The organism is Aestuariibaculum scopimerae (assembly GCF_059428085.1).
In genome coordinates this window covers 993,233-1,005,011 of the sequence record NZ_CM182089.1, presented here as the reverse complement: position 1 = coordinate 1,005,011, position 11,779 = coordinate 993,233, and the positions used below count along the sequence as shown (strand labels likewise).

The window sequence follows — 11,779 nt, the reverse complement described above, 5'->3', positions numbered from 1 at the left end:
GATATAACGACTAACTGTTTAGGCTATTGCCATGGTTGCAATACTTATTTTTATGTTTTTAGCTTGGTTTAGTACGGTTGCACAAGCTTCTAAGGTAGCACCTGTTGTAATGATGTCGTCTACCAAAAGAATGTGTTTATTCTCAATCTGGTCTAAATGTTTAGCTGCAAACAGCTCGTTATTATTTTGCCATCGGGCCAAGCGCTTTTTGTTGACTTGCGATTTGGTATTGGTTATTTTTATAAGGATCTCATCATTATAATCTGCATTTAAAGCCTTGGCAATTTGTTGCCCAAATTTTGCCACTTGGTTGTATCCGCGCTTTTTTAGTTTTTTCTTGTGAAGCGGTACAGGTATAACGAGGTTTACCGATTTATAGTTTTCTAAGCTATTTAGTTCGTTACCCAACCAAATGCCCAAAAAGTTGCCTATATTTTCATAGCCCTTGTACTTTAAATTATGGATAAGCTGTTGTACCAACCCCTTTTTTTCAAACCTAAAGAGCGCTGTGCCATTTTCAATTTTGGCACGTCCGTAAAGTACTTTTTCAACGGAGGGGTCATTATTAAAATGAAAATTTGTAACAGGTAGGTCATGCCTGCAATTTGTACAGAGCATTTTTTCATTATCATGCAATAAGTTGAGACAGGCATAGCAGACTTTTGGAAAAAATAAATTTATAAGCGATTTAAGCATGAGGCATTAAAATGGGATTTTGTAAACTAAAATAAAAAATAAATGACTCGCACACTTAATTTTTAGTAAAGAATCCAATTTGTTTGAAGTGGTTTTTTATTTTTGCACCATGGCAAATCAAGACGATCAATTTAAAAAGGTAATCTCTCACGCTAAGGAGTATGGTTACGTGTTTCAAAGTAGTGAAATCTACGATGGATTAAGTGCAGTTTACGACTATGCACAGAATGGTGCAGAATTAAAGAAAAACATTCGTGACTACTGGTGGAAAGCCATGGTACAGATGAATGATAATATTGTGGGGATTGATGCCGCCATATTTATGCACCCAACCACATGGAAGGCTTCTGGGCACGTTGATGCATTTAACGACCCTTTAATAGACAATAAAGATTCTAAAAAAAGATATAGAGCAGATGTTTTAATTGAGGACTACTGCGCCAAGATTGAAGCTAAAATAGATAAGGAAGTTGCCAAAGCAGAAAAGCGCTTTGGGGATGCATTTAATAAAACGGAATTTGTTACTACAAATGCCCGTGTTTTAGGCTATCAAGAAAAAATTGATACAACGCTTTCAAGAATGGCAAAATCATTGGAAAATGAAGATTTAGCCGATGTTAAAGCATTGATTGAAGAATTGGAAATTGCAGATCCATTAACAGGTAGTAAAAACTGGACAGATGTAAAGCAGTTTAATTTAATGTTTGGGACCAAGCTTGGTGCTTCTGCCGAGAATGCTATGGATTTGTATTTAAGGCCAGAAACAGCCCAGGGTATTTTTGTTAACTTTTTGAATGTTCAAAAAACCAGTCGTTTAAAAATTCCGTTTGGTATAGCACAAACAGGTAAAGCTTTTAGAAATGAAATTGTTGCCAGACAGTTTATTTTTAGAATGCGTGAGTTTGAACAGATGGAAATGCAATTTTTCATTAAGCCTGGTACCCAAAAGGAATGGTATGAGCATTGGAAAGACACCCGATTGAAGTGGCATTTATCATTGGGAATGGGTGAAGACCTTTACCGTTTCCATGACCATGAAAAATTGGCCCATTATGCCGATGCTGCTGCCGATATTGAATTTAAGTTTCCATTCGGATTTAAAGAATTGGAGGGGATTCACTCCAGAACAGATTTTGATTTAAGTCAGCATGAAAAATACTCTGGCAAAAAATTACAATATTTTGACCCCGAGGAAAACAAAAGCTATGTGCCCTATGTACTGGAAACCTCTATTGGTTTAGATAGGATGTTCCTGGCGGTATTTTCCAATTCTTTGGTGGAAGAGGCACTGGACAATGGGACTACGCGAACTGTTTTAAAATTGCCAAGTGTTTTGGCTCCTGTAAAAGCCGCGGTTTTACCATTGGTTAAAAAGGATGGCCTACCAGAAATAGCCCGTAAGATTGTGGACGATTTAAAATGGGATTTTAATGTGGACTATGATGAAAAGGATGCGGTTGGAAGACGTTACCGACGCCAAGATGCTAACGGAACACCTTTTTGTATTACTGTAGACCACGATACCTTAGAAGACGATACTGTGACCATCCGTCACAGAGATTCTATGGAACAGGAGCGCGTAAAAATAACCGATTTAAGAGACATTATTAAACAAGAAGTAGATGTGCGTTCTTGGTTAATGAAGATGTAGTTTCTTTCTATTATTCTTTCTATTAATATTAGCTGTTTAAAGGATTATAGCCCAAATAAGGGACTTCTTTTTCAATAAAACATATATTGTAAGCTTCTAAGGCTTTTAGTATGGGTTGGTATACTTCTTTGTTAATAGGAATTTGCACTCCAGGTGTTTTTATCGTTCCGTTTAAAATAGCAAGGGCAGCCATGGCAACCGGTAAACCAACTGTTTTTGCCATAGCAGTATAGGTTTGATCTTCACCCAAAACAACCATATTGGAATCAATTTGATATGTTTTACCAGCTTTTTCATAACCAAATTTGTGGTACATAACAATCATATCCTTGTCGTTGGGGGCTAATTCCCAGCTATCCATTAATATTTTTTGAAGAATTTGCGCCGGGGTTGCTTTTTTAAGTTCAACACGCTTTTTCGCACTAAAAATATCCAGTTCTATCAACTTGTCCCAAACAATGTCGTCTTGGTCTATTTTTAATTGGTGCCTAAGTTTTAACTCCACCGAATCAGAAGGGCTATATGGTAAAAAGGCATTGACAAAATCGCGGTAGCTCATATTTTCACTATCATCCAGGGTATAGCTATCATCTGTCATGCCCAAAGTCACGAAGATATTCCAGGCCCGGCTAAAGCCTACGCGTCTAATGGTACCTCTATATAGGGTTTTTGCATTTTGCAGTCCGTAAACACTCTGGTATTTTAAAGAATCGCGGTTGGCGTAAACTTCAAAGCGGCCAAAATTATCCACATCCAAAAACTCGGTTCGTCTAAATAGGCGGTTATAAGGAATGTATTTATAAGTACCCTCCTGTAAAAACTTCGCTGCGCCACCTTGGCCAGCTATAACAACATTTCTAGGGTTCCATGTAAACTTATAGTTCCAAAGGTTGTTATCGCTTTCTGGAGCTACTAAACCACCGGTAAACGATTCAAATAAAATAATGTTTCCACCTTGGCTACGAATGCGATCTATAACTTGCATGGCACTCATGTGGTCAATACCAGGGTCTACACCAATTTCATTCATAAAAATCAACCCCTTTTGCTTAGCGGCTTTATCTAATGCTTGCATTTCAGGGCTTACATAAGAAGCCGTAACCATGTTTTTCCCCAAAAGCACACAATCTTTTGCCACTTCAATATGGAAACGGGCCGGTAGCATGGAAATAACTATATCGGCATTTTTTATGGCTTCTTTACGGGCTTTGTCATCAAAAATATCCAACGCCATTGCCTTGGTGTTTAAATGATTGCCTGTTAGTTTTTTAGCGATTTCAATATTTAAATCGGCAACAGTAATAAATAGGTTTTCTGAAACAGACTTGTCTTTTAAATATCGTAACAGATAGGATGTGGATTTTCCTGAACCAATAACTAAAATCTTTCGCATATTAAAGTTTTGTTGAGTAATTTTGCTTAGAACTTATGGAGTGCTAAAATAACATTTAGTTTTGCGAATTTAATAAATATTAAAAGTATTTATTGAGAATAATTTATTATAATGAATAAAACCATTTTAATTACTGCGTCTTTTTTAGGGTTGCTCAGTATCATTTTAGGGGCTTTTGGGGCTCATGGCTTAAAACAGTTGATTACAGCCGAGGCTGTTGAAACTTTTGAAACGGGAGTGCGTTATCAAATGTACCATGCTATTTTTTTACTGTTTGTAGGGAGTACTTCTTTAATAAGAGAGAAAACCAAAAAGGCAATTTTTTATTTAGTTACCATAGGGGTTGTTTTCTTTTCGGGATCTATTTATAGTTTGGCAACGAACGTGTTGACAAGCTTTGACTTTAAGGTTATTGGTTTTGTAACACCTATAGGAGGGTTACTCCTAATAATGTCTTGGGTTTTGTTGCTTGTTGAATTCGTAAAAAATAGGTCTTAAAACACTATAAAATAAATAGTATTTTAAAAATAATGTTCTAATTTTGCAGTGTTAATAATTTTAAACCATAATATGGAAGATTATAATCAAATTACGAAAACGATTTCGTTAAAACAATATGGCATAAAAAATGCTGATATAAGGTACCAATTATCGCCAAATGAACTACATGAAATAGCTATAAAAAAAGGACAAGCTGTTGAAGCCTCTTCTGGGGCTTTAGCTGTTAATACAGGTGAATTTACAGGAAGGTTGCCAAAAGATAGGTTTATAGTTAAAGATAACGTGACCCGTGACCGCGTTTGGTGGGGAGATATCAACATTCCGTTTGAAGCAGATAAGTTTGATGCTTTGTATGATAAGGTTACCGATTATTTATCCAATAAAGAAATATTTGTTAGGGATTGTTACGCATGTGCCGATGATGATTATAAAATGAGCATTCGTGTTATTAATGAGTACCCTTGGAGCAATCAGTTTGCTTACAATATGTTCTTAAGGCCCACAAGTGATGAGCTTGAGCATTTTGACCCTGAGTGGACCGTTGTTAATGCGCCCGGTTTTAAAGCGAATCCAGAAGTAGATGGGACCCGCCAGCACAACTTTGCTATTTTAAATTTTACAAGAAAAATAGCGCTTATTGGTGGTACGGGTTATACAGGGGAAATCAAGAAAGGTATTTTTTCGGCCTTGAATTTTATTTTGCCTGTATTTAAGGACGCTTTGCCCATGCATTGTAGTGCTAATGTTGGTAAAGATGATGATACGGCTATTTTCTTTGGATTATCAGGTACTGGAAAAACTACCTTGTCTACAGACCCCAATAGAAGTTTGATTGGTGATGATGAGCATGGATGGACCTCTAGAGACACTGTATTTAATTTTGAAGGAGGTTGTTATGCTAAGGTTATTAATCTTTCAAGAGACAATGAACCTGAAATTTTTGATGCCATTAAAAAGGGGGCCATTCTTGAAAATGTTGTTTTGGATGGCAACGGACATGTAAATTTTGAAGACACTTCCATAACGCAAAATACACGTGTAAGTTATCCTATATACCACATTGAAAACATTAAAAAACCATCAATAGGTAAAAATCCAAAGAATATATTCTTTTTAACAGCAGATGCATTTGGTGTATTGCCTCCAATTTCTAAGCTAACACCCAGCCAGGCTGCTTACCATTTTATATCGGGCTATACGGCTAAAGTGGCCGGAACAGAAGCTGGTGTAGTAGAGCCCGTACCTTCATTTTCAGCTTGCTTTGGAGCACCTTTTATGCCGTTACATCCTACTAAGTATGCCGAAATGCTAATTAAAAAGATGAAGGATTCTGGTGTAAATGTTTGGTTGGTTAACACAGGTTGGACTGGAGGGCCTTATGGTGTTGGTACCCGTATGAAGCTAAAATATACCAGAGCCATGATAAATGCTGTTTTAAATGGTGAATTGGGACTTTATACCTATGATACTTACCATATTCATTCGGTATTTGGAGTGGCACAGCCTAGAGCGTGCCCAGGTGTTCCAACAAGTGTGTTGAGCCCAAGGGCTACATGGAATGACGATGAAGCTTATTATAAAATGGCCTTTAAGCTAACCAATGCATTTCGTGAGAACTTTAAAAAGTTTGAAGCGTATGCTAATGAAGAAATTAGGCGTGGAGGCCCGCAGCGCTATGCCTTTTAAAAAAACAAAAGCCCAATTGAATTCAATTGGGCTTTTTTGTATATAGAATTATTATTAAAGGATAATAATTAAAAGCAGAATAATAATTAGTGCACTACCAGATATATAAAGGCCATATCCTTTGGCTCTCATGGTTTTTTTAATAGTACGAAGCTCTTCTCTTAACTCTTTTCTTTCAGAACGATTTAAATCGGATTTGTCCATATCCTTAATTTCATTTAAGCGGTCTAGCATAAGCTTTGCTTCAGCAGGAATTTCATTAGTGTTCGTGGTCCTGTGTGTGGGGTTTTTTTCAGATGCTGCTAAGGTGTTTGGAAATACGCCTAGTGATAATATTGCTATCAATAAACAAAAAACTGTTTTTCTCATCGTGTTGTTTTTAAATGTTAGTTAATAAATATACGGCTTTTGGGAAGATACGGACTTTTTAGGACAAAAACTAAACACCTAAAGCGAGGAATTGGTTAAACATGCTCTTAAGAATGTTTTAGGAGCTCCAACACATGTTAAACATGCTTTAACCTATGTTTAAAATACTATCGGGTAACTTATTTTCCTTTATTGGCTTTTTCAATATACTTTTCCAAAGCCATGGTCATGGATGGCGTTTCAGGAGTAGGTGCTGCTATATCTACACGCAATCCCTTTTCTTCTACGGCCTTAATAGTGGTATCGCCAAAAACAGCAATTCTGGTGTCGTTCTGTTTGAAATCAGGGAAGTTTTGAAATAAGGACTCAATTCCCGATGGGCTAAAGAACACCAAAACATCATAATATACATCTGCCAAATCGGAGAGGTCGCTAACAACCGTTTTGTAAAAAATGGCCTGTTTCCAATTTACCCCCAAAGCATCTAGCGTTTGAGGCACTTCCTCTTTAACTTTGTCCGTATTTGGTAATAAAAACTTTTCGTCTTTATATTTTTTAATGAGCGGAGAAAGCTCTGAAAATGTACGTTTGCCAACATATATTTTACGCTTTCTGTATACAACATATTTTTGCAGGTAGTAGGCAACAGCTTCCGATTGGCAAAAATATTTCATCGTATCGGGCACTTTAAAGCGCATTTCTTCAGCAACTCTAAAGAAGTGGTCAACTGCATTTCTACTGGTTAAAATAATGGCAGTATAGTTTTTTAAATCTACCTTTTGTTGTCTTATGTCCTTAGCAGAAACACCTTCAACATGAATGAAAGGTCTAAAATCTATTTTTACTTTTTGTTTTTCTATTAAATCGAAGTAAGGCGAGTTTTCTATTTTAGGTTCTGGTTGAGATACTAAAATGGTTTTCACTTTCATAGTTGCAAATACAAATAGTTAATGGTCATTTAGAAATAAACACCTTGTATAATATAACATAGGGCGCGATTTCAAGTGTGCAAAGATACAAAATAAAATAAAATAAGTTGTTTTTTATTAGACTTTGATGGGTTTTAATGGTTGTTATAAGCCCTATTATATTTACAATTAACAATAAAATAACAATGGCATAAATAATTATTAGCGATGGGTTAAAACTATAGAGAAGTAGCGCATTAATGGGTAATAATAAAAGGCCCAAATAGTTTTTATAAGTTATTTTTTGAAAAAGGTATTGGTCGGTTAAATTATCAATTTCAAATAGGCTGCCAATTAAGCGTTCTATCATGACCTTTATTAAAATAAAAACACCAATGCCAAACCCTAACTTAACAATGGTATCAATAGAAATGGTTTTAATGCCTGTTATCTTTTGGTAAATAATTAGAGTGAAAACAGATGCTGTAAGGATAAGGTTAAAAAACAATAAAGCTTCAAACTTGTCAAAGAATTTCTGTTCGCGTGCATAAATTTTTAGGTACTTAGAGTTTCCTAAAACATAAATAAAATCACTAAAACGTTTAGGGGCTATTAGTTTTGTAATAGCTATGGAAATAAGACCCGTAACCAAGAAAATTGTAAATAATTCGTTTGATATAGTTTCTCTAAGCATCTTGTAAAATTATTACAAATATTTTATTAGTTGCTTTAATTATTAAGGAATATTTAAAAAAAATAAAGTCTTAATAATGTACATTTGCTAAAATTTAAACCTGTTTCACGAAAGTTCAAGAATGACAGATACAATTGTTATTATCCCTACTTATAATGAAATAGAGAATATTGAGGCTATTATACATGCGGTATTTTCTAAATCAGACAGTGTCCATATTTTAATAGTTGATGATAATTCTCCTGATTTGACCGCTTTAAAAGTTAAACAACTACAAGAGGACTACCCAAACAGGTTGTTTTTGGAAGTTAGAAAAGAAAAATCTGGATTGGGTACAGCGTATATTCATGGCTTTAAGTGGAGTTTGAATAAAGCGTATAAATATATTTTTGAAATGGACGCCGATTTTTCACATGACCCCAACGATTTAGTAAAGCTACACTATGCTTGCCATAATAAGGGTGCAGATGTTGCTATTGGTTCACGTTATATAACAGGTGTAAATGTTGTAAATTGGCCCATGAGCAGGGTGCTCATGTCGTACTTTGCATCAAAATATGTGCGCCTAATTACCGGGATGAAAATTCATGATACCACGGCAGGGTTTGTGTGCTACAAGCGAGCGGTACTACAGACCATAGATTTAAATGCTATTAAATTTATTGGATATGCGTTTCAAATTGAAATGAAGTTTAAAGCGTATTTAAAAAAGTTTAAAATTATAGAAGTTCCTGTAATATTTACCGATAGAACACGAGGAGAATCTAAATTAAGTTCGGGGATAATTTCGGAAGCCATATTTGGGGTTATTTCCATGAAATTGAAAAGTCTGTTTAAGTGAAAACTAAAACTAAAAGTAGAAAGCAGTAAAAAGGTAAAAGGGGCTAGGCATAAGTATGTATTAAAGGCCTTTTACTTTAAATCTTTATAAACTAAAAAATGAAACCTAAAACAACACTTATAAAGCATGCCAACATTGTTAATGAGGGCACTATTTTTAAGGGCGATATATTAATTGAAGGAGAGTTTATTAAAGAGATAAACGAATCTATTAGTGCTAAGTCTTCTGAAGTACATGTACTTGACGCTGAAGGGAAATATTTATTACCAGGGGTCATAGACGACCAGGTCCATTTTAGAGAACCTGGTTTAACCCATAAGGCAACCATTGAAACCGAATCTAAGGCAGCTGTTGCTGGAGGGATTACCTCTTTTATAGAAATGCCCAATACAACCCCCCAAACAACAACTATTGAGAAGTTGGAAGAAAAGTTTGAGATAGCATCCAAAACAGCGTATGCTAATTATTCTTTCATGTTTGGTGGGACTAACGATAATTTGGAAGAGATTTTAAAGGTTGACCCTAAAACAGTTGCTGGTTTAAAATTGTTTTTAGGGTCTTCAACAGGAAATATGTTGGTTGATGACCCACAGGTGTTAGAAAAAATCTTTAAAAGCACAAACATGGTTATTTCGGTGCATTGTGAAGATGAGGCTACCATAAAAAAGAATTTTCAAGAGCATTTAGATCGTTATGGAGAAGCAATTCCTATAACGTGCCATCCTGATATAAGAAGTGAGACGGCTTGTTATTTGTCATCGTCCAAAGCGATTGAGTTGGCAAAAAAAACAGGAGCAAGATTACATGTGTTTCATATTTCCACAGGAAAGGAAACCAATTTATTCAGTAACAAAATACCATTGAAAGATAAAAAAATTACTGCTGAGGTTTGTATTCACCATTTGTGGTTTTCTGATGAGGATTATGATAAAAAAGGTACTTTGATAAAATGGAACCCAGCTGTAAAAACAAAAAAGGATCAAAGTCAGTTATGGGATGCTTTATTGGACGATAGAATAGATGTGATAGCTACAGACCATGCCCCGCATACTTTAGAAGAAAAGAAAAACGTTTATACAAAGGCACCTTCAGGTGGACCGTTGGTTCAGCATGCTTTGCCAGCTATGTTAGAAATGTACCATAAGGGCAAAATATCTATTGAAAAGATTGTTGAAAAAATGTGTCATAACCCTGCTATCTTATTTGAAATAGAAAAAAGAGGCTATATTAAGGAAGGTTATTTTGCCGATTTGGTTTTGGTGGATTTAAACAATCCCTGGACTGTGAAAAAAGATAATATTTTATATAAATGTGGGTGGTCGCCTTTTGATGGTGTAACCTTTAGGTCTAGAATTACACACACACTTATAAATGGTAGTATTGTTTATCAAAATGCAAAGTTTACCAATGTAAAATCTGCTAAACGATTAACTTTTAAAAGATAATGCTAAAACAAATTATTGGATATATAAGTATAGCGGTTTTTATAACAGCTTGTGGCAACTTTAATGGGCCCAAGAAACCTAAGAACCTGATTTCTAAAGACCAAATGGTGGATATTTTAATAGATGCCAGATTAATTGGTTCTGCCACTTCTGCAAACAGAAAAATTATGGAATCGCATGGTATAGACCCAGACAGTTATGTGTTTAATAAATATGGTATAGATAGTTTGCAATTTAAATTGAGCAATGATTATTATGCCTACCACGTAAAGGACTACGAGGAAATTTACAAGAAAGTTATTGATAGCTTGGATAAACTTAAAACCTATTTGGCCGATTTAGAGAAAGCCGAAGAAGAAAAAATGGTAGACTCTATCAAGTCCTTAACAAAGAAGAAAGAAGATTCTATAACGGCCTTAAAAGTAAGGGACTCCTTAAAGTTAAAACGGGAAAGGGATTCTTTAACTGAAGTTTTATTGGAAAAGAAAGCTGAAGTTGAGGGCGTTTTAATTAATCCTGTTTCAGAAACTGACCTCCAACCTTAATAATAGTGTTGTTTATATCTTTAAATTGATAGCTTAGAGCTGCTTTAATTTTACTACTGCTATAATTGGTTTTTGTAGATAAAGATTTAGCCAAATGTTTGGTTAGCTGTCTTCGCTTGCCAGTTAATTTATGCCATAACCAATCTAGCTTCCACCCCCAGCCAAGTAGTTTTTTGTTTGCAAGCGTTTTAGGAGGTGTTGAATTGACCGATATTGCCAAAGTTTCTAAAAACTGTTTATAGGTCCAACTTTCGGCAACCAAAATGTAGCGTTCGTTGGTTATGTTGCTTTTTAAAAGTGCTATCATAATGGAAACAACATCTTCAACAGCAATTAATCCAATAGTCCCAGAAGTGTAATGCTTTAATCCTTGTTTTGCTTTTTTAAATAAAGACCCGGTACCATACTTCCATATACCGGCACCCAAAATTACCCCAGGGTTTACAATAACAGCATTTAAGCCTTCTTGTGTAGCGCGCCAAACCTCCATTTCTGCGCCATATTTTGTAATGGCATAAACACTATGGTCCTCTTCGGTATTCCAAATGGAAGTTTCAGTAATGGGTTGGTTGTTAGTAGCATTTCCCAATGTAGCTATAGAGCTAACATAACAAAGCTTTTTAATCTTGTTTGCTATGCATAGGTTCACAATATTGGCAGTGCCAACAATATTTGTTTTCCTAAGCAAATGGTATTTGTCGGGTTCGAAAGAGACAAAAGCTGCACAATGGTACACATAAGAAATATTCTTAAAAGCATCTTGTAATGATGGAATGTCCAATATGTTAGCTTCTATCCATTCTATCTTTTCAAAAAGCGGTATATAGTCATTTGTGTAAGAGGCAAAAACATTTTTGGTATGGGCTAATTTACGCTCACTTCTATAAATAGCCTTAACCTTTTCGTTATTGCTAACAAGTTTGTAAAGTAAATGTGCGCCAACTAAACCAGTACCTCCCGTTACTAAAATCATGCAACTAAAGTAAAGAATTATTCATAATACATGAGTAATTATCCATTGATTTTTATCTTTGCCGTAGTTTACCAAAA

At 35.2% G+C, this 11,779-nt stretch carries 12 protein-coding genes; 6 read left to right on the top strand and 6 right to left on the bottom strand.

Annotated elements, in window-relative coordinates:
* Positions 1-18: 18 nt before the first annotated feature.
* Complete coding sequence (locus AC5SR4_RS04455) at positions 19-696, bottom strand: ComF family protein (protein WP_495358333.1); 678 nt, start codon at positions 694-696, stop codon at positions 19-21.
* A 109-nt stretch (positions 697-805) separates the two neighbouring features.
* Between AC5SR4_RS04455 and AC5SR4_RS04450 the strand changes: the two genes are divergently transcribed.
* Entirely contained in the window at positions 806-2,347 is a 1,542-nt protein-coding gene (locus AC5SR4_RS04450) for a glycine--tRNA ligase (RefSeq protein ID WP_495358332.1), read from the top strand.
* Between the two features lie 28 nt (positions 2,348-2,375).
* Here AC5SR4_RS04450 and AC5SR4_RS04445 read toward each other — a convergent pair whose 3' ends face one another.
* Complete coding sequence (locus tag AC5SR4_RS04445) at positions 2,376-3,761, bottom strand: saccharopine dehydrogenase family protein (protein WP_495359157.1); 1,386 nt, start codon at positions 3,759-3,761, stop codon at positions 2,376-2,378.
* A 90-nt stretch (positions 3,762-3,851) separates the two neighbouring features.
* Here AC5SR4_RS04445 and AC5SR4_RS04440 point away from each other — a divergent pair, with 90 nt between their 5' ends.
* Both AC5SR4_RS04440 and pckA read left to right on the top strand, forming a co-directional pair.
* The gene (locus tag AC5SR4_RS04440) at positions 3,852-4,238 is read left to right on the top strand and encodes a DUF423 domain-containing protein (protein ID WP_495358331.1); all 387 of its coding nucleotides are present in this window, start codon (positions 3,852-3,854) and stop codon (positions 4,236-4,238) included.
* 72 nt (positions 4,239-4,310) lie between these two features.
* Positions 4,311-5,927 carry a phosphoenolpyruvate carboxykinase (ATP) gene (gene pckA / locus AC5SR4_RS04435; RefSeq protein WP_495358330.1) on the top strand — a complete coding sequence of 539 codons (1,617 nt, stop codon included), beginning with the start codon at positions 4,311-4,313 and terminating at the stop codon, positions 5,925-5,927.
* A gap of 54 nt (positions 5,928-5,981) precedes the next feature.
* Here the strand turns inward: pckA and AC5SR4_RS04430 are convergent, their stop codons facing one another.
* From AC5SR4_RS04430 to AC5SR4_RS04420, 3 genes are all read right to left on the bottom strand, one after another.
* On the bottom strand, positions 5,982-6,296 hold the full coding sequence (locus AC5SR4_RS04430; RefSeq protein WP_495358329.1) for a hypothetical protein: 315 nt from the start codon (positions 6,294-6,296) through the stop codon (positions 5,982-5,984).
* Between the two features lie 179 nt (positions 6,297-6,475).
* On the bottom strand, positions 6,476-7,225 hold the full coding sequence (locus AC5SR4_RS04425; RefSeq protein ID WP_495358328.1) for a uroporphyrinogen-III synthase: 750 nt from the start codon (positions 7,223-7,225) through the stop codon (positions 6,476-6,478).
* 25 nt (positions 7,226-7,250) lie between these two features.
* Positions 7,251-7,898, bottom strand: coding sequence for a DUF4271 domain-containing protein (locus tag AC5SR4_RS04420; protein ID WP_495358327.1), 648 nt, complete (start codon positions 7,896-7,898; stop codon positions 7,251-7,253).
* A gap of 121 nt (positions 7,899-8,019) precedes the next feature.
* Between AC5SR4_RS04420 and AC5SR4_RS04415 the strand changes: the two genes are divergently transcribed.
* The 3 genes from AC5SR4_RS04415 to AC5SR4_RS04405 all read left to right on the top strand — a co-directional run bounded on the left by AC5SR4_RS04415 (position 8,020) and on the right by AC5SR4_RS04405 (position 10,729).
* Entirely contained in the window at positions 8,020-8,739 is a 720-nt protein-coding gene (locus AC5SR4_RS04415; protein WP_495358326.1) for a polyprenol monophosphomannose synthase, read from the top strand.
* Between the two features lie 98 nt (positions 8,740-8,837).
* The gene (locus tag AC5SR4_RS04410; RefSeq protein WP_495358325.1) at positions 8,838-10,184 is read left to right on the top strand and encodes a dihydroorotase; all 1,347 of its coding nucleotides are present in this window, start codon (positions 8,838-8,840) and stop codon (positions 10,182-10,184) included.
* Positions 10,184-10,729, top strand: a complete 546-nt coding sequence (locus tag AC5SR4_RS04405) for a DUF4296 domain-containing protein (protein WP_495358324.1) — start codon at positions 10,184-10,186, stop codon at positions 10,727-10,729. Before AC5SR4_RS04410 ends, AC5SR4_RS04405 begins: the two co-directional genes overlap by 1 nt.
* Here the strand turns inward: AC5SR4_RS04405 and AC5SR4_RS04400 are convergent.
* The gene (locus AC5SR4_RS04400; protein ID WP_495358323.1) at positions 10,695-11,702 is read right to left on the bottom strand and encodes an NAD-dependent epimerase/dehydratase family protein; all 1,008 of its coding nucleotides are present in this window, start codon (positions 11,700-11,702) and stop codon (positions 10,695-10,697) included. The two genes, AC5SR4_RS04405 and AC5SR4_RS04400, sit on opposite strands and share 35 nt — an antisense overlap.
* Positions 11,703-11,779: the final 77 nt, after the last annotated feature.

Coding starts and splice junctions, on each gene's coding strand:
- AC5SR4_RS04455 (WP_495358333.1), bottom strand. CDS start 696: ATGCTTAAATCGCTTATAAATTTATTTTTTCCAAAAGTCTGCTATGCC.
- AC5SR4_RS04450 (WP_495358332.1), top strand. CDS start 806: ATGGCAAATCAAGACGATCAATTTAAAAAGGTAATCTCTCACGCTAAG.
- AC5SR4_RS04440 (WP_495358331.1), top strand. CDS start 3,852: ATGAATAAAACCATTTTAATTACTGCGTCTTTTTTAGGGTTGCTCAGT.
- pckA (WP_495358330.1), top strand. CDS start 4,311: ATGGAAGATTATAATCAAATTACGAAAACGATTTCGTTAAAACAATAT.
- AC5SR4_RS04430 (WP_495358329.1), bottom strand. CDS start 6,296: ATGAGAAAAACAGTTTTTTGTTTATTGATAGCAATATTATCACTAGGC.
- AC5SR4_RS04425 (WP_495358328.1), bottom strand. CDS start 7,225: ATGAAAGTGAAAACCATTTTAGTATCTCAACCAGAACCTAAAATAGAA.
- AC5SR4_RS04420 (WP_495358327.1), bottom strand. CDS start 7,898: ATGCTTAGAGAAACTATATCAAACGAATTATTTACAATTTTCTTGGTT.
- AC5SR4_RS04415 (WP_495358326.1), top strand. CDS start 8,020: ATGACAGATACAATTGTTATTATCCCTACTTATAATGAAATAGAGAAT.
- AC5SR4_RS04410 (WP_495358325.1), top strand. CDS start 8,838: ATGAAACCTAAAACAACACTTATAAAGCATGCCAACATTGTTAATGAG.
- AC5SR4_RS04405 (WP_495358324.1), top strand. CDS start 10,184: ATGCTAAAACAAATTATTGGATATATAAGTATAGCGGTTTTTATAACA.
- AC5SR4_RS04400 (WP_495358323.1), bottom strand. CDS start 11,702: ATGATTTTAGTAACGGGAGGTACTGGTTTAGTTGGCGCACATTTACTT.